General features: G+C 72.4%; 20 protein-coding genes. 7 read left to right on the top strand and 13 right to left on the bottom strand.

Annotation, left to right across the window (positions count from 1 at the left end):
- Together VFZ92_RS33845 and VFZ92_RS33840 are read left to right on the top strand one after the other, a co-directional pair.
- The coding region (locus VFZ92_RS33845; protein ID WP_330880534.1) for a S8 family serine peptidase at positions 1 to 375 on the top strand (375 nt) is incomplete at its 5' end.
- Positions 376 to 564: 189 nt separating this feature from the next.
- Positions 565 to 1,080 (top strand): GNAT family N-acetyltransferase, encoded by a 516-nt coding sequence (locus VFZ92_RS33840; protein WP_330880532.1) that lies wholly within the window; start codon positions 565 to 567, stop codon positions 1,078 to 1,080.
- 149 nt (positions 1,081 to 1,229) lie between these two features.
- On the opposite strand, the gene VFZ92_RS33835 is transcribed toward VFZ92_RS33840, so the two are convergent.
- Together VFZ92_RS33835 and VFZ92_RS33830 are read right to left on the bottom strand one after the other, a co-directional pair.
- Entirely contained in the window at positions 1,230 to 2,390 is a 1,161-nt protein-coding gene (locus tag VFZ92_RS33835) for a cytochrome P450 (RefSeq protein ID WP_330880530.1), read from the bottom strand.
- Between the two features lie 116 nt (positions 2,391 to 2,506).
- The gene (locus VFZ92_RS33830; protein ID WP_330880528.1) at positions 2,507 to 3,214 is read right to left on the bottom strand and encodes a peptidylprolyl isomerase; all 708 of its coding nucleotides are present in this window, start codon (positions 3,212 to 3,214) and stop codon (positions 2,507 to 2,509) included.
- Positions 3,215 to 3,345: 131 nt separating this feature from the next.
- On the opposite strand from VFZ92_RS33830, the gene aspS reads away from it, so the two are divergent.
- The 4 genes from aspS to VFZ92_RS33810 all read left to right on the top strand — a co-directional run bounded on the left by aspS (position 3,346) and on the right by VFZ92_RS33810 (position 7,913).
- Positions 3,346 to 5,121: an aspartate--tRNA ligase gene (gene aspS, locus VFZ92_RS33825; protein ID WP_330880538.1), complete on the top strand. Its 1,776-nt coding sequence runs from the start codon at positions 3,346 to 3,348 to the stop codon at positions 5,119 to 5,121.
- Entirely contained in the window at positions 5,122 to 6,063 is a 942-nt protein-coding gene (locus VFZ92_RS33820) for a DUF389 domain-containing protein (RefSeq protein WP_330880526.1), read from the top strand.
- A gap of 141 nt (positions 6,064 to 6,204) precedes the next feature.
- Complete coding sequence (locus tag VFZ92_RS33815) at positions 6,205 to 7,404, top strand: hypothetical protein (protein ID WP_330880524.1); 1,200 nt, start codon at positions 6,205 to 6,207, stop codon at positions 7,402 to 7,404.
- Positions 7,405 to 7,595: 191 nt separating this feature from the next.
- Positions 7,596 to 7,913 (top strand): STAS domain-containing protein, encoded by a 318-nt coding sequence (locus tag VFZ92_RS33810; protein WP_330880522.1) that lies wholly within the window; start codon positions 7,596 to 7,598, stop codon positions 7,911 to 7,913.
- Between the two features lie 73 nt (positions 7,914 to 7,986).
- Here VFZ92_RS33810 and VFZ92_RS33805 read toward each other — a convergent pair whose 3' ends face one another.
- The 9 genes from VFZ92_RS33805 to VFZ92_RS33765 all read right to left on the bottom strand — a co-directional run bounded on the left by VFZ92_RS33805 (position 7,987) and on the right by VFZ92_RS33765 (position 19,899).
- Complete coding sequence (locus VFZ92_RS33805) at positions 7,987 to 8,157, bottom strand: hypothetical protein (RefSeq protein ID WP_330880520.1); 171 nt, start codon at positions 8,155 to 8,157, stop codon at positions 7,987 to 7,989.
- A gap of 58 nt (positions 8,158 to 8,215) precedes the next feature.
- A complete protein-coding gene (locus VFZ92_RS33800) occupies positions 8,216 to 10,063 on the bottom strand; it encodes a CheR family methyltransferase (RefSeq protein WP_330880518.1) in 1,848 nt (615 codons plus the stop codon).
- A gap of 11 nt (positions 10,064 to 10,074) precedes the next feature.
- Positions 10,075 to 10,821 carry an ATP-binding protein gene (locus VFZ92_RS33795; protein WP_330880516.1) on the bottom strand — a complete coding sequence of 249 codons (747 nt, stop codon included), beginning with the start codon at positions 10,819 to 10,821 and terminating at the stop codon, positions 10,075 to 10,077.
- Positions 10,818 to 11,840, bottom strand: coding sequence for a chemotaxis protein CheB (locus VFZ92_RS33790; RefSeq protein WP_330880514.1), 1,023 nt, complete (start codon positions 11,838 to 11,840; stop codon positions 10,818 to 10,820). Before VFZ92_RS33790 ends, VFZ92_RS33795 begins: the two co-directional genes overlap by 4 nt.
- Positions 11,841 to 12,145: 305 nt before the next feature.
- Entirely contained in the window at positions 12,146 to 15,025 is a 2,880-nt protein-coding gene (locus tag VFZ92_RS33785) for a CBM35 domain-containing protein (RefSeq protein WP_330880512.1), read from the bottom strand.
- 24 nt (positions 15,026 to 15,049) lie between these two features.
- Positions 15,050 to 15,913 carry a carbohydrate ABC transporter permease gene (locus VFZ92_RS33780; protein ID WP_330880510.1) on the bottom strand — a complete coding sequence of 288 codons (864 nt, stop codon included), beginning with the start codon at positions 15,911 to 15,913 and terminating at the stop codon, positions 15,050 to 15,052.
- The gene (locus VFZ92_RS33775) at positions 15,910 to 16,887 is read right to left on the bottom strand and encodes a sugar ABC transporter permease (RefSeq protein WP_330880507.1); all 978 of its coding nucleotides are present in this window, start codon (positions 16,885 to 16,887) and stop codon (positions 15,910 to 15,912) included. The genes VFZ92_RS33780 and VFZ92_RS33775 overlap by 4 nt, the downstream gene beginning before the upstream one ends.
- A complete protein-coding gene (locus VFZ92_RS33770) occupies positions 16,884 to 18,230 on the bottom strand; it encodes an ABC transporter substrate-binding protein (protein ID WP_330880505.1) in 1,347 nt (448 codons plus the stop codon). Before VFZ92_RS33770 ends, VFZ92_RS33775 begins: the two co-directional genes overlap by 4 nt.
- A gap of 22 nt (positions 18,231 to 18,252) precedes the next feature.
- On the bottom strand, positions 18,253 to 19,899 hold the full coding sequence (locus tag VFZ92_RS33765; protein WP_330880503.1) for a glycoside hydrolase family 13 protein: 1,647 nt from the start codon (positions 19,897 to 19,899) through the stop codon (positions 18,253 to 18,255).
- A 182-nt stretch (positions 19,900 to 20,081) separates the two neighbouring features.
- On the opposite strand from VFZ92_RS33765, the gene VFZ92_RS33760 reads away from it, so the two are divergent.
- Positions 20,082 to 21,104 carry a LacI family DNA-binding transcriptional regulator gene (locus tag VFZ92_RS33760; protein ID WP_330880501.1) on the top strand — a complete coding sequence of 341 codons (1,023 nt, stop codon included), beginning with the start codon at positions 20,082 to 20,084 and terminating at the stop codon, positions 21,102 to 21,104.
- 43 nt (positions 21,105 to 21,147) lie between these two features.
- Here VFZ92_RS33760 and VFZ92_RS33755 read toward each other — a convergent pair whose 3' ends face one another.
- On the bottom strand, positions 21,148 to 22,980 hold the full coding sequence (locus tag VFZ92_RS33755; RefSeq protein WP_330880499.1) for a glycosyltransferase family 39 protein: 1,833 nt from the start codon (positions 22,978 to 22,980) through the stop codon (positions 21,148 to 21,150).
- On the bottom strand, positions 22,980 to 24,230 hold the full coding sequence (locus VFZ92_RS33750) for a bifunctional glycosyltransferase family 2/GtrA family protein (RefSeq protein ID WP_330880497.1): 1,251 nt from the start codon (positions 24,228 to 24,230) through the stop codon (positions 22,980 to 22,982). The genes VFZ92_RS33755 and VFZ92_RS33750 overlap by 1 nt, the downstream gene beginning before the upstream one ends.
- Between the last annotated feature and the right edge of the window lie 2 nt (positions 24,231 to 24,232).

Below are 24,232 nucleotides of genomic sequence, written 5' to 3'. Positions count from 1 at the left end.
GCGGGCAACAGCAACGCCAACGCCTCCACGTTCTCCCCGGCCCGCGTCACGCAGGCCATCACCGTCGGCGCCACCGAGCGCACCGACGCCCGCGCCAGCTACTCCAACTACGGTTCCGTGCTCGACGTCTTCGCGCCCGGCAGCGCCATCACCTCGTCCTGGAGCACCAGCGACACCGCCACCAACACCATCAGCGGCACCTCCATGGCCACCCCGCACGTGGCGGGCGTGGCGGCCAGGTACCTCCAGTCGAACACCGCGGCCACCCCGGCCCAGGTCTCCTCGGCACTGGTGGCGGCGGCAACGGCCAACAAGGTCACCAACCCCGGCTCGGGCTCCCCGAACCGCCTGCTCTTCCTGTCCCCCAACGCATAGAGACAACGCGCGGCCAACAGGGAGGGCTCGGCGACGCCGGGCCCTCCCTGCCGCACGACCACGACCACCGGCGAACAGCGAGCCACGGCGTGCACCCGAACGCGACCGGCTGCGGCGGAACGGCCACCGTCGCCCAGCGCTGGTCCGCCCCGTTGGGTCCCGTGCGGTGCCGGGTGTGATGCTGGCGCCATGACTGATCAGCGCGAGGTCGTGGTCGTCCGCTGGCCCGACGGGTCCCCGTCCTCCGACGAGGGGTTGGCCGCGCTGCTGGCGGCCTACCACCTGCGGACGGAGGCGGAGAAGGGCGAGACCGCGGTGGACGTGGACGGGCTGCCGGACCGGTACCGGGCGGAGGTCACCGACCCGCGCACCGTGTTCGCCGACGACGTGGTGCTGGTCGCCCTGAGCGGGGGCACCGCCGTGGGCTGCCTGGTGGTGACCACCCCCACCGCGGGGCAGGCGGAGGTCAAGAGGCTGTGGACGGACCCCGCGTTCCGCGGCCTGGGCGTCGCCTCCGGGCTGCTCGGCGCCGCGCTCGCGCGGGCGGCGGACAGCGGTGCGAGCACCGTGCGGCTGTCGGTGTGGAGGTGGCGGACCGGCGCCATCGCCCTGTACGAGCGGTTCGGGTTCACCGCCACCGAGTCGTGGGACGAGCGGGATCGGCTGGTGTGCATGGAGCGCGTCGTCCCGCGCCGGGTGTTGTGACTGTTGAGGTTGTGGACGGCGTGTCGAGTTGACCGAGCGAGCACCTCCGGGACGGCTCCCGGCACGGGGGTGTGCTCGGCGTGGCCGGAGTCGATTCGGCCACCCCGGCTGGGACCGGCAGTCACCCCATCCGCCGGGACCCCGACCCCCTACCGCCGAACGGGCAGCACCACAGGCCCGTACACGGCCTCGCCGGCGGGCAACCACTCCCCAGCCCCGTCCCGCCGCAGCGAAGGCAACGCCCTGGCCAACCGGGGCAACGCCTCCTGCAACTCCACCCTGGCCAACGCCGCCCCCAGGCAGTAGTGGATCCCACCCCCGTACGTCAGGTGGGCCACCCGCCCCACCGTCACGTCCAACCGGTCGGCCCCCGAGAACACCGCCGAGTCCCGGTTGGCCGACCCCGTCACCGGCAGCACGCACGACCCGGCGGGCAGCACCACCCCGTTCACCACGATGTCCTCCTTGGCGATCCGGGGCAGTCCCAGCAGCGAGGCGGGCTGGAACCGCACCACCTCCTCCGCCGCCTGCCCGGCCAGCGACGAGTCCGACGCCAGCAGCCGCCACTGGTCCGGGAACTCCAGGAACGCGGCCACCCCGCCGCTCAGCTGGTGCTGCACCGTCCCCTGCCCGGCCGACATGAGCGTGACCACCAGCGACCGCAGCTCGGCCTCGGTCAGCGACTGGTCGACCAGCGAACTGACCAGGTCGTCGCCCGGAGTGCGGCGCCGCTGGTCCAGCAGGTCGTCGATGAACGAGTGCAGGTCGTCCAGCGCGGCCTCGATGCGGGACGCGTGCGGGGCGACGGAGTACCCGAACAGCAGCCCCACGTCGGCCGCCCACGAGCTCACCTCCCGCCGCACGTCCTCCGGGACCCCGATGAACCGGCACAGCGCCCGCAGCGCGAACGGGTGCGCGAAGTCGGCGACGAAGTCGAACTCGTCGCCCAGCCCCTCGATCAGCTCGTCGGCCAGGAACCCGGCGGTGGAGCGGAACTCCTCGACCCGCTTCACGGTGAACGCCCGCCCCACGGCGCGCCGCAGGCGCTGGTGCTCGGAGCCGTCGGCGTTGAGCAGGAAGCCCCGCATCGCGTCGACGAGCGGCCCGTCGGTGATGCCCTGCGCGGCCAGGAAGTCCGTGCCGGGCGTGCGCAGCGACCACGACGACAGCACCGTCCGCACCTCGTCGTACCGCAGGATCGCCGTTCCCGCGGCGGTGTCCGCCCGCCAGTCGGCCTCGCGCAGCTCGCGCAGCGCGGAGTGGGGATCGGCCAGGAAGTCCTCGCCGTGCAGGTCCAGGAAACCCCTCATGCCCGACGATAGGCAGCTCGGAGGGGGTGCCGACGCGGAGTTCATCCGGTCGGCCTACCGAACCGGGCCGCGCACCGCCCGCGTCGTCACGGGCTGGTGACCGCGCCGCGTCCGGATCACCCCTCCGTGACCCGGACGAAGGAGAGCGGCGTGGTGGGCTTGCCGTCCTCCGCCCCGCCCGCGACACCGCCCGCCACGACCTGGTCGACGACCTCCATGCCCGCGACGACCTTGCCGATCACCGGGTAGTCGGGGTTGATCTGCGCGGCGCCGTGCACGATGAAGAACTGGCTGCCGTTGGTGCCGGGTCCGGCGTTGGCCATCGCGACGACCCCGCGCGCGTAGGCGCCCCTGGCGGGCAGCTCGTCGTCGAACCGGAAGCCGGGCGTGCCGGTCCCGGTGCCGGTCGGGTCGCCGCACTGGAGCACGCCGAGGTTCGGGTTGGTGGTGAGCCGGTGGCACGTCGTGCCGTCGTAGAACTTCTTCCCCACGAGGTACCGGACGGCCTGCACCGAGCACGGGCCCGCCGCCGGGTCGAGCTCGACCCTCACGTCGCCCCTGTCGGTGGTGAAGGTGAGCGCCGAGGCCTTCGGGTTCGGGGTGGACGGCGGGAAGCCGACCGTGCCGGGGGAGCCGTCCTCGGCGTACTCGCACGGCCCGTCGGTGCCGCTGGTGGCCGTGGTGGGCGCCGTCGTGGAGGCGGTGGTGGACCGGGTCGTGGTCGGGACCGGGGCTCCGCCCGCGACGGGCCGCCCGTTCACGCGCACCGCGCAGCCCGACAGGAGCAGCAGGGCGAAGACGATCACCAGCAGGCGTTTCGGCACCAGCGGATCCTACGGTTCCCGCCGTCACCCACAAGTGGATCGGAAACCTGGTGGCCATACCCGCGGGGCTGTTGGCTAGCCTTGACTGCCAGCCGCCAGTCGGATAGATGAGCACGAGGAGAGCAGCACCCGTGATGCGCACGCACGAGGCCGGGACGCTCCGGGCCGAGCACGCCGGGCAGTCCGTCACCCTGACCGGGTGGGTGGCCCGCAGGCGCGATCACGGCGGGGTCATCTTCATCGACCTCCGCGACGCCTCCGGTGTCGCCCAGGTCGTCTTCCGCGAGGGCGAGATGGCGGAGCGGGCCCACCGCCTGCGCTCCGAGTTCGTCGTGAAGATCGTCGGCGACGTGACCGCGCGCCCCGAGGGCAGCGCGAACCCCGACCTGCCCACCGGCGCGATCGAGGTCTACGCGACCGAGCTGGAGGTACTGAACGAGTCGGCCCCGCTGCCGTTCCAGCTCGACGACCACCTGGAGGTCGGCGAGGAGGCCCGCCTCAAGCACCGCTACCTCGACCTGCGCCGCAGCGGCCCGGCCAAGGCGATCCGCGCGCGCAGCGAGGCGAACCGCATCGCCCGCGAGGTGCTGCACGCCGAGAAGTTCGTGGAGATCGAGACGCCGACGCTGACCCGCTCCACCCCGGAGGGCGCCCGCGACTTCCTGGTGCCCGCGCGCCTGCGCCCCGGCTCCTGGTACGCGCTGCCGCAGTCGCCCCAGCTGTTCAAGCAGCTGCTGATGGTCGGCGGCATGGAGCGGTACTACCAGATCGCCCGCTGCTACCGGGACGAGGACTTCCGCGCCGACCGCCAGCCGGAGTTCACCCAGCTCGACATCGAGATGAGCTTCGTCGAGCAGGACGACGTGATCGCGCTCGGCGAGCGGATCATCTCCGCCCTGTGGAAGGAGCTGGCCGACCACGAGCTGCCCCGGCCGTTCCGCCGGATCAGCTACGCCGAGGCCATGGCGAAGTACGGCTCGGACAAGCCCGACCTGCGCTTCGACGTCGAGCTGGTCGAGCTGACCGACTACTTCAAGGACACCCCGTTCCGGGTCTTCCAGGCCCCGTACGTCGGCGCGGTCGTCATGCCCGGCGGCGCCGACCAGCCCCGTCGCACGCTCGACGGCTGGCAGGAGTTCGCGAAGCAGCGCGGCCACCGCGGCCTGGCGTACGTGCTGGTCGCCGAGGACGGCACGCTCGGCGGTCCGGTCGCCAAGAACCTGTCCGAGGCCGAGCGCGAGGGCCTGGCGAAGGCCGTCGGCGCGAACCCCGGCGACTGCGTGTTCTTCGCCGCGGGCGACCCGGACGGCGCCCGCTCGCTGCTCGGCGCCGCGCGCGTCGAGATCGCGTCCCGCGTCGGCCTGATCGACGAGAACGCCTGGTCGTTCGTGTGGGTCGTGGACTTCCCGATGTTCGAGTCGGCCGAGAAGCTCAAGGACGGCGACGTCGCCGTGGGCGGCGGCAAGTGGACGGCGCTGCACCACGCGTTCACCTCGCCCACCCCGGAGTGGCTGGACCGCTTCGAGGAAGACCCCGGCAACGCGCTGGCCTACGCGTACGACATCGTCTGCAACGGCAACGAGATCGGCGGCGGCTCCATCCGCATCCACCGGGCCGACGTGCAGCAGCGCGCGTTCGGCGTGATGGGCATCGGGCCGGAGGAGGCGCAGGAGAAGTTCGGCTTCCTGCTCGACGCCTTCAAGTTCGGCGCTCCGCCGCACGGCGGCATCGCGTTCGGCTGGGACCGCATCGCCATGCTGCTGTCCGGCACCGACTCGATCCGCGACGTGATCGCGTTCCCGAAGTCCGGCGGCGGCTACGACCCGCTGACCGCGGCCCCGGCGCCGATCACGCCGCTCCAGCGCAAGGAAGCGGGCGTGGACGCGAAGCCGCCGGTCGACAAGTAGGTGCTCCACCTGCGCGCGGTGTGCCCGGTCGACGTCACCGACCGGGCGCTCGCCGTGCTCAAGGCACACCCCGGCGCGACGCACGTGGTGCTGCTGCGCGGGGCGGCGATCGCCCCCGCGGGCGACGTCGTCGAGGCCGACCTGGCGCGGGAGGCCACCGACGAGGTGGTGGCCTCCCTGTGCGACCTCGGTGTCGACCGGGACGGCGGCGTGACGCTGGAGCAGATCGACACCGCCCTGTCGGACGCCGCCGACCGGGCCCAGGACGCCGCTCCCGGTGAGGGCGCGGACGCCGTGGTCTGGGACGAACTGCTGTCCAGGACCGGGGAGGAGTCGCGGCTCAACGCGACCTTCCTGGCGTTCCTGACCATCGCGTGCCTGCTGGCCGCCGTCGGGGTCGTCACGAACTCGACCGTGACGCTCGTCGGCGCGATGGTGGTCGGCCCGGAGTTCGGTCCGCTCGCCGCCATCTCGGTCGGCCTGGTCCTGAAGCGCTGGGACCTGGTCCGCCGGGCCGCCCTCGCGCTGGCCGTCGGGTTCCCGGTCGCGATGCTGATCACCGTGATCGGTGCGCAGATCGGGTCGTTCACCGGGCTGTTCGACCGGCAGACCGTGATCAACCAGCACGACTTCGACTTCGTGTACACCGTCGGCCCGTTCTCGCTGATCGTCGCGCTGCTGGCCGGGGCCGCGGGGATGCTGTCGATGACCTCGGCCAAGTCGGCCGCGCTCGTCGGCGTCTTCATCTCGGTGACCACCGTCCCGGCCGCGGGTTACGCCGCCGTCGCCGCCGTTCTCGGTGAGTGGGAACGTTTCGCCCAGTCCACGGGACAGCTCGTGGTGAACCTGGTAGGCATCGTGGTGGCGGCGTCGCTGGTCCTGGCGGTGCGCAGCCGCAAGAACAGGGCGGACGACCCCGGCAGACCGCTGTCGACGGGATGACGGCACCGCATCTCGCATGGTTCGAACCCGTTACCAACTAGTAGTGGTGGTCATCACCGGCGGAGCACTACCGTCACGGTGCCCAGCCCACTTCTGTCGAGCAGCACGGCACGATGGCCAATCGGAGTAGGGTCGGAGGGGATGAGCGTGGAGATCACCGCCGGCTCACCGGACGTCGACGACGACGCCACGCCCGAGATCGACGAGGCGGTGGCCGCCGCGCAGTCCGTGTTGAGCGGGCGGTTCGGGGCACAGATCAGGCTTGCCGATCCCGAGGACCTCGGGGGTGCGGGCCGGTCCGTGGTCGTCCGGGTCCGGGTCGCCGCGACCCCGTTCTCCCTCCCGCGCACCCTCGTGGTCAAGCGGTACCCGCCCGCGGCGGCCGACCGCGACCCGTTCGCGCACGAGACCGTCAGCCACCAGCTGCTGACCGCGCTGCCGTCCGAGGAGCGCCTCACCCCCGAGCTGGTCGCGCACGACATCCGCAAGCGGCTGGTCGTGCTGGAGGACCTGGGCAAGGCCCCCCGGCTGGCCGACAAGCTCCTCGGCCGCGACGCCCGCGCCGCCGAGCGCGGGCTGCTGTCGTGGGCGCACGCGATGGGCAGGCTGCACGCCACCACCGCGGGCCGCGACGCCGACTTCGACGCGCTCATGCGCCGCCAGGGCACCCAGTGCTGCCAGGACCCGGTCGCCGTGGACGTCCACGCCGCCCTGGAGGGCCTGCCGGACCTCCTGGAGCGCGAGCTGGCGGTCGAGACCACCGGCAAGGCCCGCGACTTCGCGACCGCCGCCGTCAAGGGCTTCGTGTCCTCGCGCCGCCGCGCGTTCAGCCCCTCCACGTCGTGCCCGGACAACCACCTGGTCACCAGCAAGGGCGTCCGGTTCCTCGACTTCGAGGGCGGGTGCGTCCGCGACATCGTGTTCGACGCGGCCTGCCTGCGGGTCCCGTTCCCGTCCTGCTGGTGCGCGTACGGCCTGCCCGCGGGCATGTCCGAGGCCATGGTGGCCGCGTGGCGCGCCGAGGTCGGCTCGGTGTGGCCCGACCTGGACGACGACGCGGTGTTCCTGCCGCGGCTGCTGGAGTCGCAGCTGCTGTGGGTGTGGCTGTCGACGTGGCGCGCGCTGCCGAAGCTGACCGCGACCGAGCAGAGCGGCCACCGCGGCCAGGACGCCCCGCCGCGCAGCACCATCCTCACGGTGCGGTGGGTGCGGCTGCGCACCGACGCCGCGTCCCTGGGCGCCACGGCGATCGTGGAGCACGCCGACGCCGTCATCGGCGCGCTGGTCGAGCGCTACGGCGAGAAGGCCACCCAGCTCCAGCTCTACCCGGCGTTCCGGTAGCCCTCGCGGCCGTCGTGGCGGGCGCCGGGGGTGGTGCGGATCATGGTCACCGACCGCCGGTCTGAACCGATTCGATCGGACAGGACGCCGTGGCGGGGCTACCCTCGGAGGCGGTTGAGCGCACAGCCGCGGGAACGTCAGCCACAACTCGACCGGTCGGGGCAGAACTGGTGGAATACCCGGATTTCGCAGTGGACGAACGGCGCCAGTCGGGGTGCGCCGTCGTGGTCGTGCGCGGTGAGGTCGACGTCGACACCGCCCCGGACGTGTGGGTCGTGGCGCGCCGCGCCCTCGACACCAAGCCCGTCTCGCTGGTGGTCGACTGCACCGGCGTCACCTTCTTCGGGTCCACCGGCATCAGCCTGCTGCTGGAACTGCGCGGCGCGTGCCGCGAACACCGGCTCCCGTTCCGGCTCGTCGCCGACACCAGGGCGGTCCTGCGGCCCCTGGAGCTGACGGACCTGCTGCGCGAGTTCGTGATCCTGCGCGACGTGGCCGCTGCCTGCTAGTCCTGCCGCCCGCGGCACGTCCTGACCTGGTCACCGCGGAGCCCGGTGCCCCGTCAAGCCGTTGAACCCCCGATCACGGCCGGAGCCGCGCGTCAGCGCGCACCGCGGAAGCCCGCGGGTCGGCGCGGTCCAGGGCCACCCCTCGCAGTGCGGCGCCCGGCACCGTTCGCTCCTCCGCGTCCACGCCCCTGCCGCCGCACGCGATCACCGGCCGCACGCTCCGCGCCACGTCCACCGCTCTCACAGCGGTCCACCCCTGCGCGGGAGCGGTGACCGGCGCCGTCGACACCGCCCCGGCCCCGCTACTCCTGCTGCTCCATCACCAGGATCGCGCCGTTCGGCTCCCCGGTGCTCGACCGCAGCGAGCTGCACACGATGCGGACGTGCACGTCCCGGCCGCGGCGGTTGATCGCGTCGACCTTCACCTGCGTGGTGAACGAGCCGTCGGCGAGCGCCTGGCGGACGACCGGCCGGAGTTCCGGCAGCGGCAGGCCGATGTCGAGGTTCAGCAGGTGCATGCCCTCGGCCTCGTCCCGCCGCACGCCCCACAGCTCCTCGGCACCGCGGTTCCAGGCCAGGACGCGCATCTCCAGGTCCAGCACGACGACGCCCGCGCGCAGCGACGTGAGGATCGACTCCAGGAAGCCGTTGACCTGGTCCAGTTCGCCGCTGCGGTCGCGCAGCGTGTCGTTCATGGCCTGGAGCTCGTCGTTGGTCGACTGGAGCTCCTCGTTCATCGTCTCCAGTTCCTCGTTCGTGGACTGGAGCTCCTCGTTGGTCGTCTCCAGTTCCTCCACGGTGGACTGGAGTTCCTCGTTGGTGGTCTCCAGCTCCTCGTTGGTCGACTGGAGCTCCTCGTAGGCCGCTTCGAGCTGGTGGTTCGCCTGCTCCAACTCCTCCAGCAGCCGCCGTGCGGCGCTGACGTCGTGGAACACGATGGAGACGCCGAGGATCCCGTTGCCGGAGTCGACGAGCGGGTTGACGTGGACCTCGAACCACATGGTCTCGCCGGGACTGCGGGCCCACTCGACGTCCTTGACGCGCAGCGCCCGCCGTTCCAGCCTGGCCTGGTCGACGTAGCCGCGCAGCTCGACCGGCCGGTAGGACAGGTCGAGGTCGCGCAGCGGCCTGCCGACGTCCTTGCCGGAGAGGCCGAACGTCGCCTCCGCCTGGTGGTTGACCAGCGCTACCACGTCGTCGCTCGTCACCACGACCTGCGCGACCGGACTCGCGGAGAAGCCCAGCTCGCGCAGCTGGTCGAGGCCGCTGATGTCGATCCGCCGGTCCTGCACGAACGCGTGCGTCACGAAGTGCGAGGCGCCGGTGCCGTTCGAGGCCCGCCGGAAGATCCGCCGCTTGAGGTCGACGGAGTCGAAGATCCGGGTGTGGCTGAGCAGCATCTCGGCCTTGCCGAGGAACAGCACACCGCGCGGCACCAGCGCGAAGTGGAAGCGCCCCAGGATCTTCGCCTGCGTCTCCTGGGTGAAGTACATCAGCGTGTTGCGGCAGATCAGCAGGTCGATCCGCGAGATCGGCGCGTCCTGCACCAGGTCGTTGCGGCCGAAGATGACCGTGCGCCGCAGGTCCTTGCGGAACGAGAACCGGCCCTCGTGCGGCTCGAAGTACTTCTCCAGCAGCTCCGGGGCCAGACCCTCCAGCTCCCTGGCCGAGTAGGTCGCCTGCCGGGCCTGGCCGAGGGCCTCGTCGTCCACGTCCGTCGCGTAGATCTTCACCCGCTGCCGGAACTGGTCCGGCCCCAGCGCCTCGGCCAGCACGATGGCGATGCTGTACGCCTCCTCGCCCGACGCGCAGCCCGCGCTCCACACGCGGATCGGGTCCTCCGGGGCGCGTTCGGCCAGCATCGACGGGATGACCTCGTCCCGCAGGCAGTCCCACGCCTCCGGGTCGCGGAAGAACCCCGTGACGTTGATCAGGATCGTGTTGAACAGCGCGTTGAACTCGTCGGGGTTCAGCTGGAGGTAGTCGATGTAGTCCGCGTGGTCGCTGATCGACACCTGGTTCATCCGGTGCGCGACGCGCCGCATCAGGCTCGTGCGCTTGTACCCGGTGAAGTCGAAACCCCTCGACTCCTTGAGGTAGACGAGCACCTCTTCGAAGTCGCTGTCGTGCTCTGGCCTGCGGTCCGTCACGGCGGACAACGCTACTCGCTCGTCATCGCGCTGTCGGCGAGCGGCAGCACCGCCCAGACCACCTTCCCGCCGCGCGGGGTCGGTGACACGCCCCACGTCTTGCTCAACGCCGCCACCAGGGGCAGACCCCGTCCGCCCGGTCGGTCGGAGGTCAGCGGACGCGGCCTCGGTGGGGACGGGTGGTCGTCGCGCACGGCTATGGCGAACTGGCCGGGCCGCAGTTCCAGCCGCAGGGACGGCGCGGCCTTCGCGTGCCGCACGGCGTTCTCCACCAGCTCGCTCGTGACCAGCACCGCGTCGTCGAGGATGCCGAGCAGGCCCCACCGCTCGCAGGTGTCCCGCACGAAGCCCCGCGCGAGCCGGGGCGTCGCCGTGGAGAAGGGCAGCTGGACCTCGTGCCTGCGCCGCGCCCTCGGCGCGCCGACCGCGTCCAGCGCCAGCCGCACCGTCGGGTACTGCGGCACGAACCTGGCGATGCCGTTCAGCTCCAGGGTCGTGCGCAGCACGTCGTCGGCGACGACCATCACCGGCACCCCCGGCCACTCCGACACCCGCATCCACACCGTCGCGAACACGCTCAGCTCGGCGGTCCCCGAGGCGTCGAACCCGTCGAGCAGGTGCACGATGATCGCCGTCGGCTCGGTGACCGCGCACTTCAGCAGCCCGTCGCGGAACTGCGCGTAGCTCGACAGGTCCAGCCTGCCCGTCGCCCGCACCACGGTCGCGCCCTCCTCGGACGACAACCCGAGCGTGATCACGAGGGACGGTCGGATCGGGCCTGCTCGCCGACGGAGTCGGACAACAGGTAGCGCCGCAGCACGTCAGCGGCGTGCGCGGATTCCTCCTCGGTTCGCGCGTACCGCTCCGCGAGCCTCTCACTGCCCCGGTTGAGGGCGTCCCTCCGCAGCTTGCGGGCCAGGCTCACCTTTTCCTCCAACGTGCGCAGCGCGGTCCACAGCGCACGCTCCAGTGTGCCTGCTTGAGCGTCCAACAGCGCGTCGGCGGTCCAAGCGTGACCCACTCGGCAGCGGTACCTCGTCCGTTCGGCGTCCAGTTCGAGGAGCGTGCCCCCGCAGTCGGGGCAGCTGAAGCCGGACGGTTGACCCACCTCGTCCACCCCGTTCACCTCGTCGGACCTCCGCGCCGAGAACCCGGCCTCCAACCGCAGCAGCGGCGACGGCGCGGGCAGGTCGGAGGTCTCCACCAGTTCACCCGCGTGGCGGCGCACGGCGTCGCCCAGCCTGCTCGCGGGCAGCACGTGGTCCACCCGCACGTGCCTCATCACGCTGCCCGGCATCCCCCGGTACAGCGCGTCCTCCAGGTCCTGCGCCATCGTCACCCCGCCCCGCGCCGCCACGGCGACCATGCCCGCCGTCCCGTCGTCGAGCGCCCCGGACAGCACGATCCCGATCACCCCCGGCCCCCTGGCCATCGCGGCGGACCGGAACAGCGTGTCCACGGCGGGCCGGTGCCCGTTCTCCGTCGGCCCGTGCGACAGCGTCAGCGCCCCGTCCTCCACCACGACGTGGTGGTCGGGCGGTGCCACGTGGATCCGGCCGGGTTCCAGTTCCGTGCCGTGCCGCGCGCTCACGGCGGGCAGCGGGCCGCTGCGGTCCAGGATGGCGGGCAGCGCGCTGGTCCCGCCCGCGGGCAGGTGCAGCACGACGACGACGGCCGCGGGCAGGTCGGCCGGTAGACCGGCGACGAAAGCGCGCAGCGCCTCCACACCTCCCGCCGAGGCTCCCACCACGACCAGGTCACGCGCTTCCAGAGCCATCCGCCTCAGTCCCTCGTTCGTCGGCGGGATACCCCAGTGTGACCCCGATCAGTCCGGAATCACACCCGTGGGCGCCCGCCAACCGGAAGAGCGGGACGACCGCGGCGGACCCACGTCGGTCCCGCGGCTCCGCACGGTCGAGAACCGGCTGGTCACCGTCGCCCCGACGCCGGCACGGCCGTCCCCGCGCCGCGCGATCGGTTGGCACGTCCCGGTTCTCCGTCGGCGCCGTCCCTGGGCCACACGGGTGACGGCGCGCCGCCGGGCCACCCCGCCCGGAGGCGGGGTGGCCCGGCGGAGGGGACTCAGAAGCCCGAGTTGCCGCCGCCCCTGTTCAGCGTGTAGCCGGTGGAGTTGAGCAGGCCGCCCGACGCCGCGCCGGAGACGGTCGTGTTGGAGATCGACGCGCTGCCCGCGGCGTTCAGCTCGATCCCGTGGGTGCCCGCCCCGGCGATCGTCACGCGGTCGAAGCTGATGCCGGTGATGGTCTTCTGGAAGCTGAGCAGCAGACCCTGGTAGGTGCTGTCGGTGATGGTCATGTCCGACACCGCGATCGGCGCGGTGATGTCCCCGGTGTCGGCGTAGATCCACAGCGCGCCGAGCCGCGCGCCCCAGTTCGGTTCGAGGCCACCGGTGCGCAGCAGCGTGTTGCGCCGCACGGAGGTGGTGCCGGTGAAGGGCGTCGGGTTGAACCTGGTGCTGATCGCGATGCCCGCCGATCCGGTCACCGTGTCGCTGACCAGGTTGTCCTCGGCCCGGTTGCCGGTGCCGCCGTAGACGCCGATCCCGTTGGCCAGCAGCGGGCTCTGCACGGTGTTGAACGTGTAGGCGCCGCCGACCACCGGCCGGCCCTCGGAGAACATCGCCAGCGCGTCGTCGCCGGTGTTGCGGAAGGACGACTGGTCGACGCGGACGTTCGTGGTCGGGCCGTCCTTGGCGTGGATGTTCACGCCGTCGGCGAAGGTGTCGCGGACGCGCACCCCCACCACGTACAGGCCGTTGGTGCCCGAGTCCGGCCACAGACCGGTCTTGGTGTGCTCGACCCAGACGTTCTGCACCAGCGAGCCGGTGCCGAAGTTGCCCTCGACCGCGGTGTCGGAGGCGTTGTCCAGCCTGGTCCTCACGTCGCCGAAGACGGCGAGGTCCGCGATGGTGACGTTGCCGCCGGTGGCGAGGAAGCCGCCGCGGGCGGCGGTGCCCTGGACGACCGTGTGCCACGGGCCCGCGCCGAAGATCCGCACGTTGGCGACGGTGATCGCCGCGGTGATCCGGAACGTGCCCGCCGGGATGAACAGCGGCTTGTCCTGCGCCGAGGCCGCCGAGATCGCGGACCTGATCGCCGCGGTGGCGTCGGACCCGTTGTCGGGGACGGCGCCGTAGGCCGTGACGTTCAGCGCGCCCTCGGGAGCGGTGGCCGCGGCCGGGGCCACCTCGGCGTCGATCAGGTCGACGTCGACGTGCGCGGCGGAGCCGGAGTCCTTCCGGAGCATGAGGACCGTGCCCGCGGGCAGGTCGCCGACGATCGCGCGGGTCTCGTCGTAGAAGTGGTGGGCGTCGCCCTCGGCCGGGTTGTTCGTGTACGGGTACGCGCCGTAGACCCAGCTGTAGGCCGAGGTCAGGGTGAGGTCCTGCCTCTTGGTCCCGTTGGCGTACACGGCCAGCGGGGCGGTCTGGCCCGCGCCGTCCGCGCTGTCCGGGATCGAGTAGCGGACGACGATCGCGTTGGCGGGCCTGGTGAGCGTGACGCTGACGGACTGGCCGGTGGTCAGGCGCACCGCGCGCCTGCCGCTGGACTCCGACTGCACGGTCTTGAAGGTGCGGTCGGCCGCGAGCACGGTTCCGGTGGTGCTGCCCGCCTCCGCCTCGTACTGCGTGTAGGGCACCGTCGCGCCGCGGGCGGCGAGCGCGGCCTCGTTCGCGACCACGACGCTGTCGACGAGCACGTCACCGCCGGTTCCGGTGAGCGCCAGGGTGTTCAGGCCCGCGCGCAGCGGGACGGTGACGGCGGTGGTGCGCCAGCCCGTGCCCGAGGCGAGGGTCGCGGTGCCCGCGTCCCGGCCGTTGGCCGACACCGCGAGCGTCCGGGACGAGCCGCTGGTGTTGGCGAAGCGGACCGTGGCGGTCGCCGTGCCCGCGGCGGGCATCGAGACCGTGCGGACGACGCGGGCGCCGCTCGTGCCGAAGCCCGTGACGTAGCCGGAGCCGCTGAAGCCGGACGTGGCGGTGGCCGTGGTCGCGCCACCGGACAGGAACGCCGATTCGGCCTCGCCCGGCCCGGCGGGCGGCGCCACGACGACCGGGTTCACCGCGAGGCTGTCGAGGTTGACGTTGCCGGAGTCGGTGGTGTCGAAGGCGTAGGCGACGGAGTGGGACCCCGCCGGCAGCGCGACCGCCTCGGACGCGGTGCCCCAGGTGTCCCAGTTCGCCGTGGCGGGCAGGGACACCTGCCGCGCCCTGGCGCCGTCGACGTAGAGCGACAGCGTCATCGCCGTGCCCGTGCCGTTGGCGTACCGCAGGTCGAGCGACTGGTCGCCGGACGTGGTGGTCACCTGGAACGTGGTGCGGGCCCGGCCCTTGTCGGCGTCGGTGTAGCCGCCCACGAAACCGGTCCCGGTGTAGCCGGGGTGGTCGCTCGCGACGACCGCGCCACCGGACAGGGCGGCGTTCTCGGCCTCGTGCGGCGGACCGCCGTCCGGGGTGGCCGCCACGACGTCGAGGTAGTCGACGTTCACGTTGCCGTTGTCGGCCGAGCCGAACGAGTAGGCGATGGAGTGGTCGCCCGCGCCCAGCGCCACGCTCGTGCCGGAGGTGCCCCAGGTGTCCCAGCCCGCCGTCGGGGGTAGGGAGACCTGCCGCGCCGCGCCGCCGTCGACGGTCAGCGTCAGGGTCCTGGTCGAGCCGGTGCCGTTGGCGTAGCCCAGGACCAGCGAGTACGTCCCCGCCGTGACGGTCACGGGGAAGGCGGCCCTCGCCGTGCCCCTGTTGCCGTCGGTGAAGCCGCCGACGAAGCCGGTGCCGCTGTGGCCTGGGTGGTCGGTCGCGGTGGTCGCGCCGCCGGAGAGCGTGGCGCGCTCGGCTTCCACGCGGGTGGTCGCCGCGCGCGCGTCGACGACGGGGGAGAGGGCCAGCGCGGTCAGCGCCAGCAGGGTGACGAGGCGACGTCCGTGGCGCCGGGGTGTGTTCACGAGTCCATCCGTTCCGTTGGGGGCTCAGCCCTTGACCGCGCCGGACAGCGCGCCGCCGTTGAGGAAGAGGCGCTGGAAGGCGAGGAAGAGGGCGACGGGGATCACCGTGGAGATGGCGAGCGCGGCGAGGAACACGTCGAGCTCGATGAAGCGCTGCAACGCGGGCAGCCGCACCGACAGCGGCTGGACGGCCGGGTCGGGCAGGACGAGCATCGGCCAGAGGAAGTCCTTCCACGCGGCGATGACGGCGAACACCGACACCACCCCGAGGATCGGCCGCGACAGGGGGAGCACGATCGACCAGAACAGCCGGAAGGGGCCCGCTCCGTCGACGCGCGCGGCCTCGAAGACCTCGCGGGGCAGGTTGTCGAAGAACCGCCGCACCAGCAGGACGTTGAACGCGTTCGCCCCCGCGGGCAGCCACACCGCCCAGAAAGTGTTGATCATCGACAGGTCGACCACGGTCAGGTACAGCGGCACCAGCAGCACCACCGACGGCACGAACAGCGTCGCCAGCACCACACCCGACACCACCCCGCGGTAGCGCGGGCGCAGCACGGACAGGGCGAAGCCCGCCGTCGTCGCGACCACCAGCTGCACCAGCCACGCGCCCGCCGCGATCCACACCGTGTTGAGGAAGTACTCGTCGATCCTCACCCGCGTCCACGCCGTGGCCAGGTTCGCGAAGTCGAACCCGGTGGGCCACAGCGCGAGCGGGTCGCGCAGGGTGTCCTGCGTCGGCGTGATCGCCGACTTCGCCAGCCACAGCACCGGACCGAGGCCCGCGAGGAACAGCAGCGCCAGCAGGACGGCGTGCACCGCGCGGGCCGTGCCGCGCACCCGGCGCCTGCCCCAGTCGAAGGAGGAGAGCACTCCGCGGTCGGTCATGACGCGCTCCAGGAACGGGTGAGCCGGAAGTAGACCGCCGACAGGATCCCCAGCACCACGGCGAGCAGCAGGCTCAGCGCGGTCGCGGAGCCGTAGTCGCCGCCGAGGCTGTTGGCGAAGGCGTAGTCGTAGATCAGCAGCAGGATCGTCGTGGTGGAGTTGGCCGGACCGCCACCGGTGAACAGGAACGGTTCCAGGAACACCTGGGCCGTGCCGACGACCTGGAGGATGAACGTGATCAGCAGGACCCCGCGCAACCGGGGCAGGGTGACGTGCCAGACCTTGCCCCACACCGACGCGCCGTCGATCTCGGCGGCCTCGTACTGCTCGGGCGGGACACCGGTCAGCGCGGCGAGGTAGATGATGATCGTGCCGCCCGCCGCCGCCCACGTCGCCTCGACCACCAGCGACACCATCGCCGTGCTCGCGTCCTGCAACCACGGCACCGGACCGAGCCCCACGGCCCCCAGCAGCGTGTTGAACACGCCGCCGGGGCTCGCGTCGTAGAAGAACTTCCACAGCAGCACCGCGACCACCGGCGGGATCACCACCGGCAGGTACGCCAGCGTGCTGTACAGGCCCTTGAACCGGCGCACCTCGCTCATCAGGACCGCCGCCACCAGCGGGACCGGGTAGCCCAGCAGCAGGGCCAGCACCGCGAACCACAGGGTGTTCCGCACGGCCGTCCACAGCAGCGGATCGGCCAGCACGGCCCGGAAGTTGTCCAGTCCCACGAACGTCGGGTCGGTGACCAGGTTGGTCTCCTGGACGCTCATCACGACCGTCTGCACGATCGGGGCCCAGGAGAACAGCCCGAACACCACCAGCATCGGCAGCAGGAACACCACCGGGCCCAGCCCGCCGCCGCGCACCCACGTGACCGGCGAGCGCCGGGGACGGCGCCGGACGGGCACGGCGGGCTGGACGGCGGCGGCCACCGGCTGTGCCGCGTCCAGCGACGGCGGCGCGGTCACCTCCGGTCCAGCAGCGCTTGCGCCTGGACCTGGACCCCGCTCAGCAGGGCGCCGACGTCCGCGCCGCGGTCGGTGAGCACGGCCTGCACGACCGGGTCGAGCAGCGCGTACACCTGCTGGGTGGAGCGGGTCGGCTCGGGCACCAGCGGCTGGTCGAACATCCTGTCCGTGTACGGCGTCATCTGCTCCACCGGGACGTTGACGTACTGGGCGATCCACGTCATCCGCTCGTCGAACGCGGCCTTGTCGAAGACCGGCAGCTCGGGCGATCCGACGGCCTGGCCGGAGTCCGCGGTGGTCTTCGCGTCGGCCACGGCCGCGTCCTCGTTCGTCAGCTTCTCCAGGTAGTAGAAGTCGATCCACTCCACGGCCGCCGCCCTGACCGGGTCGGACGCCCCGGCGCTGACCGCCGCGAGCGTGCCGCCGCCCAGCACGCCCGCGTCCGGGCCACCGGTCAGCGGCAGAGCCGTCACGCCGTAGTCCTCCGGCTTCATCGCGTTCTGGGCCTTGAGCGACCCGTAGTTGCCGCCGCCGGAGACGTACATGCCGATCCGGCCCGCCGCGAAGTCCTGGTTGATGGTTCCCCACTCGTACAGGAAGTTCGCGCCCATGCTGTTGTCGTCCCACCGCATGGCCTTGACCGCCTGGAGGGCCTTCACCATCCCCGCGCTGTCCGCGGTGGACTTCGCGGTGTCGCCCTCCAGCTTCTCCGTGCGCCCGCCGAACGCGTAGGCCAGCGTGGTCGCGATCCAGCCGCCGGTGTTGCCGCTGGTCATCATCGCGAACCCGGCCTGCCCGGTCTTCTCCGAGATCTGCCTGGCGGCCGACCGGATCCCCTCCCACGACGTCGGCGGCTCGTCCGGGTCCAGACCGGCCTGCGTGAACAGCGTCCGGTTGTAGTGCAGCGCCTGGCCGTGGGCGGCGATCGGCACCGCCCACATCCTCCCGTCGTCGGCCGACCCGGCCTTGGCGACCTCCTCGTTGAACTTCCCCGCGTACGGCAGCCCGGCTACCTCGCCGCTGATGTCCGCGATCTGCTCGCGCTCGATCAAGCCGCGTCCGTCGGTGAAGGGCACGGTGAACACGTCCGGCAGCGTTCCACCGGCGAGCTGCGTGGTGAACGTGGTCGCGTCCCACTCGTACTCGCGCGGCACGAGGTCGATCGCGGGGTTCGCCGACTCGAACCGCGCCACGCGGGCGTTGAACGCGTCGACCGCCCCCTGTTCGAGGCCGGGGTCGAGCGAGACGGTCACGACGGTCCTCCCGTCGGCGCTCCGCGCGCCACCGCCGGAACACGCGGCCAGCACGGCGGTGGCGACCGCCAGAACAGCGATGGACTTCATCGTCCCTCCAGGGGCGGATCTCTCAGGAACGCAGCCAGACGGCTGTGTCGGTGGGCAGGAGGTCGCCGTCCAGGTCGCCGCTGGCGAGCAGGACGGAGGTGTGCGGGGGCAGCGCGGTCGCGGGCCCGAGGTTCACCAGGCACACGAGGTCGCCGCCGCGGCGGAAGGCCAGGACCCCTCCGTCGGACCCCAGCCAGTCGAACGACCCGCCGAGCAGCGCGGGTTCGGTGCGCCGGATCGCCAGCATCCGGCGGTACAGCGAGAGGACCGAGTCGGGATCGTCCTCTTGCGACGACACCGAGTACTCGCCCCACCCGGTCGGCTGCGGCAGCCACGAGCCGCCGTCGCCGAACCCGAACGACGGACCGTGGGCGGTCCACGGCAGCGGCACGCGGCAGCCGTCGCGGCCGGGGTCGACGCCGTCGGACCGGAAGTGCATCGGGTCCTGGAGGGCGTCGAGCGGCAGGTCCTCCACCTCGGGCAGGCCGAGTTCGTCGCCCTGGTACAGGTAGAGCGAACCGGGCAGCGCGCCGGTCAGCAGCGCGGCGGCCCGTGCCCGGCGGCGACCCGTCGCCAGGTCCGTCGGGATGCCGAACCGCCGCGCGGCGAAGCCGAACGAGCTGTCCTCCCGGCCGTAGCGGGTCACCGGCCGGGTGACGTCGTGGTTCGACAGCGTCCACGTCGGCGGCGCGCCGACCGGCCGGTGGGCCTCCACGGTGGACCGGATCGAGGCCCGGAGCTGATCGGGGTCCCACGGCCGCATCATGAAGTCGAAGTTGAACGCGGTGTGCATCTCGTCGGGCCGCAGGTAGCGGGCGAACCGGTGCTGGTCGGCCAGCCAGATCTCGCCGACCAGCACCCGCGGCTCCTCGTAGGAGTCCGCGACCGCGCGCCAGCCGCGGTAGATGTCGTGCAGCTCGTCGCGGTCGACGAACGGGTGCTCTCCGGGCCGCTGCTCGCCGACCAGCTCGGGGAGCTCGGGATCCTTGACCGGCATGGTGGCCGAGTCGATCCGGATGCCCGCGGCCCCCCGGTCGAACCAGAACCGCAGCACGTCCTCGTGCTCGCGCCGCACGTCGGGGTGGTTCCAGTTCAGGTCCGGCTGCTGCGGCGCGAACAGGTGCAGGTACCACTCGCCGGGCGAGCCGTCGGCGTTCACCGTCCGCGTCCAGGTGCCGCCGGAGAAGCTCGACACCCAGTCCGTCGGCGGCTCCGAGCCGTCCGGTCCACCGCCCTCGCGGAACCAGAACCGCTGCCGCTCGGGGGATCCGGGCCCCGCGGCGAGCGCGGCGCGGAACCACTCGTGCTGGTCGGACACGTGGTTGGGCACGATGTCGACGATGGTGCGGATGCCCAGCGCCGCCGCCTCGGCGATCAGCGACTCGGCCTCCTCCAGCGTGCCGAACGCCGGGTCGATCGCCCGGTAGTCGGCCACGTCGTAGCCGCCGTCGGCCAGCGGTGAGGAGTACCAGGGCGTGAACCAGATCGCGTCCACGCCGAGGGAGGCCAGGTACGGCAGGCGGGAGCGCACGCCCGCCAGGTCGCCGGTGCCGTCGCCGTTCCCGTCGGCGAAGCTGCGCGGGTACACCTGGTAGATGACGGCGGTGCGCCACCACCCGGTCGATTCGGTGGAATCGTTGCGGACAAAGGTCGATGTGCTGGTGCTCACGAAGCTCCATCCCGGACGGCTGGTCACCGTGGACGCTCCGGCCGCTCGATCCGCGGACTAGGTTTAGCGCTCCACCTAGAGGGACGGTAATGTGACCCCCGGCACCCTGTCAACGGTGGAACCGGTCCTCCGCCGCGAGGGGGCGTCGTATCCTGGGATGCCGGACGAGAGGAGTTCGACAGGTGCGGGTCACCCTGCGGGACATCGCCGACGAGGCGGGCGTGAGCATGATGACCGTGTCGAACGTCGTCAACGGCAACAAGGCCCGCGTCTCGCCGGAGACGATCGAGCGCGTGCGGCGGATCGTGGCCGAGCGCGGCTACGTGCCCAGCGCGTCCGCGCGCAGCCTCGCGGCCAAGTCGTCCCGGCTGATCGGGCTGCTGGTGCCCGCGGCCGACGAGGACAGCATGATGATCAGCCCGCACAACGTCGCCATCGCGGGCCAGATCGAGCGCGAGCTGCGCAAGCGCGGCTACCACCTGCTGCTGCGCGGCATCGCGCACCCGGACGAGGTGACCGAGGCGCTCCAGTCGTGGAGCCTGGACGGCGCGGTGCTGCTGGGGTTCCTGGACGAGGAGCTGGACCGGCTCACCAAGGCCACGATCGGCGGCGTCCGCGTGCTCGCCGTCGACAGCTACTCCGAGAACCGGATCACCACGGGCGTCCGCGCGGACGACTTCGCGGGGGCCAGGCTCGCCGCCGAGCACCTGATCGGCCTCGGGCACCGGCGGATCCTGTTCGCGGGCCCGGCGTTCTCCGACGTCGGCGTGGTGCACCAGCGGTTCGAGGGGTTCCTGCACGCGTTCGCCGAGGCTGGCCTGACCTGGGACGACGGGCTCATCGAGACGGTCAACACCACGCACGCCGACGGCCTGGAGGTGGGGCGGCGGCTGCTCGCCGCGCACCCGAGCGCCACCGCCGTGTTCGCGACCGCGGACATCCTCGCGATCGGGATCATGGAGGGGGTGGCGGACAGCGGCGCGACCGTGCCGGACGACCTCTCGGTGATCGGCTTCGACAACCTGGACCTGTGCGCGTACGTCACGCCGAAGCTGACGACGGTCGCCCAGGACATCGGCGAGAAGGCGGCCACGGCCGTGCGGATGCTGATCGGCTCCATCGAGGGCGGCGAGCAGCCCCGCGAGCCGGTCACGATCGGCGTCGACCTGGTCGAGCGCGCGTCCACCGCCCGGCCCCGGACGTGAGGACGCGCGCGCGGCCCGGTGGCCACGCGCGCGCCCCGGTGGACTACTCGCCCAGGTCGTAGACGGTGGTCCCGTCGACCTCCACGGCGGTGAAGTTGGCCTCCACCCACGTGGCGATCTCGCCGCTGCCGCCCGCGCCGCCGAACCCGCCGCGTCCGCCCGGCACGTAGTACCCGATCTTCCCGTCGGCCACGTACCGCTGGAACTCGGCCAGCGTCGGCGCCGGGTCGGACCCGCTCCAGCCGCCGATGCCGATCACGGCCTTGCCGGTGGCCAGTTCCAGGCTCGCGGCGCTCTGCGAGCCGACGGTCGCCGCCGCCCACAGGGTGCTCGTGCCCTTGAGCAGCTCGGTCAGCCCGCTCCCGGTCGACTCCTCGCCCGGACCGCCACCCATGCCACCGGAGACGTAGTCCGCGGGGCCGGACACCGGGATGGAGCCGCTGTGCGAGGCCGCCGCCGTGGCCGCAGAGTACGAGACGGTGCCGAGCAGCCCGGCCACCAGCACACCGGTCAGCACGGCCTTCCTGGCCCGCGTGACGCCGAGGACGATCACCGTGGCGACGACGACCGTCACCACCGCGGTGGTCCACCGCACGAACGGCAGCCACTCCGGCACCCGGTCGAGCAGCGCGAAGCTCCAGAACCCGGTCGCCGCGACCATCGCCGCCAACGCGATCCGCACGGGCGTGTGGGCCCGGCCGCGCCACAGCTCACGACCGGAGATCGCGACCGTGCCGACGATCCCCGGCGCCAGGGCGACGCTGTAGTACGGGTGGATGATGCCGCTCATGAAGCTGAACACCAGCGCCGTGACGACCATCCAGCCGCCCCACAGGATCAGCGCGGCCCGCGTCCGGCTGGTGCGCGGTGAGCGGCGGGTGAACCACAGCCCGGCGACCAGGCCGATCAGCGCGGCGGGCAGCAGCCACGACACCTCGCTGCCGAAGCTCGCGCCGAACATCCGGCCGATCCCCGACGCGCCGCCGAAGCCGGTGTTCCCAGCACCACCGGTCATGACGGCGCCTCCTCCTCCGCCCTGGCCGAACAGCCGGCCGAGACCGTTGTAGCCGACGGCCAGCTCCCACAGGCTGTCGTTGGTCGAACCGCCGATGTAGGGCCGCGAGTCGGCGGGCCACAGCTCGACCAGCACGATGAACCAGCCCGCCGACACGATCATCGCGGCGGCGGCCCCCAGCAGGTGCAGCAGCCTCCTGCCGAGTCCGGTCGGGGCGGCGATCAGGTGCACGAGCCCCAGCGCGGGCAGCACCAGCAGCGCCTGGCCCATCTTCGTCAGGAACGCGAACCCGATCGCCGCGCCGGCGAGCGCGATCCACAGCGGGCTCGCCTTCTCCAGCGACCGGACCACGCAGTACGCGGCGGCGATCATCAGCAGCACCAGCAGGGCGTCCGGCAGGTTGAACCGGAACACCAGCGTCGCGACCGGCGTCAACGCCAGCGCCGCACCGGCGAACAGCCCGGCGACCGGGCCCGAGGTGCGCTTCACCGTGGCGTACAACAGGCCCACGGCCGCGACGCCCTCCAGCGCCTGCGGCGCCAGCACCGTCCAGCCGGAGAACCCGAAGACCCGTGCGAACAGGCCGCTGACCCACAGGAAGGCCGGTGGCTTGTCGACCGTCAGCACGTTGCCGGAGTCGAGCGACCCGAACAGCCACGCCTTCCAGCTGTGCGTGGCGGACTGGGTCGCGGCGGCGTAGAACCCGTTGCCGTAGCCCGAAGCCGACAGGTTCCACAGGAACAGCACCGCGGTGGCCGCGAGCAGTGCGAAGAACGCGGGCCTGACCCACCGGGGATCGCGCCGGGGTGCCGGAACCACGGGGGCGACGGTAGTCGCGCTCGGCGACAACGTCGTGGTCATCAGTTGTTCTCCAGGGGAGTCGGAAGGGGACGGGAGCGGAACACCCAGTTGCGCAGCAGCAGGAAGCGCAACACGGTGGCGACCAGGTTGGCGCCGACGACGGCGGCGACCTCGGCGACCTGGCCGGGATCGGTGGAGCCGTGCAGCAGCGCGAGCGACCCGCTGGTCAGCGCCAGCCCGAGACCGAACACGATCAGCCCCTCGAACTGGTGGCGGCCCGCGCCGTGCCGGCCGCGCACGCCGAACGTGAAGCGGCGGTTGGCGGCGGTGTTCGCGACGGCGGTGACGAGCAGCGCCACCAGGTTCGCGCCCTGCGCCCCCAGCCCGCCGCGCAGCAGCAGGAACAGCAGCAGGTAGGCCAGGGTGCTGGTCACGCCGATCGCCCCGAACCGGACGAGCTGGCGCAGCAGACCCGTCGGCACACCGGGGGTCTTGCTCTCCAACGGCTCACGGCCGAGCTGCTGGCGGAGTTCCGCGATCGGCAGCCCGCCGGTCGCCAGCGCCCGCCCCAGCCGGGCCACGCCCTTGAGGTCGGCCATCGCGGTGGACACGATGTCGACCCGGCTGTCCGGGTCGTCCACCCAGTCCACCGGGACCTCGTGGATGCGCAGGCCCGCGCGTTCGCCCAGCACCAGCAGTTCGGTGTCGAAGAACCAGCCGGTGTCCACGACGTGCGGCAGGAGCCGCTTGGCGACGTCGGCGCGAATGGCCTTGAACCCGCACTGCGCGTCGGAGAACCGCGTCGCCAGCGTCCCGCGCAGCAGCAGGTTGTAGCACCGCGAGATGAACTCCCGCTTCGGCCCGCGCACCACCCGAGCGCCGCGGGCCAGCCTGCTGCCGATCGCGATGTCGGAGTGCCCGGAGATCAGCGGGGCGATCAACGGCGGCAACGCGGCCAGGTCCGTCGACAGGTCGACGTCCATGTACGCCAGCACCGGCGCGTCGGACGCGAGCCACACCTGGTGCAGCGCCCGCCCTCGGCCCTTCTGCTCCAGGTGCACCACCACGACCTCGGGCAGCTCGTCCACGAGCGCCTCGGCGACCGCGGCGGTCCCGTCCGTGCTGGCGTTGTCCGCGATGGTGATCCGGAAGGGGTACGGCGAGGTCCGGACCAGGTCGGCGTGCAGTCTGCGCACGCACGGTCCGAGGTCCACCTCCTCGTTGAACACCGGCACCACCACGTCCAGGACGGGGGTCTTGGTGTTCGTCGCGATGGGGGTCGCACCGGGCCGCAGCGTCGTGAGTGTCATGA

The organism is Umezawaea sp. (assembly GCF_036375055.1).
Classification (GTDB): Bacteria; Actinomycetota; Actinomycetes; order Mycobacteriales; family Pseudonocardiaceae; genus Umezawaea.
This window is presented reverse-complemented; position numbering and strand designations above follow the sequence as displayed.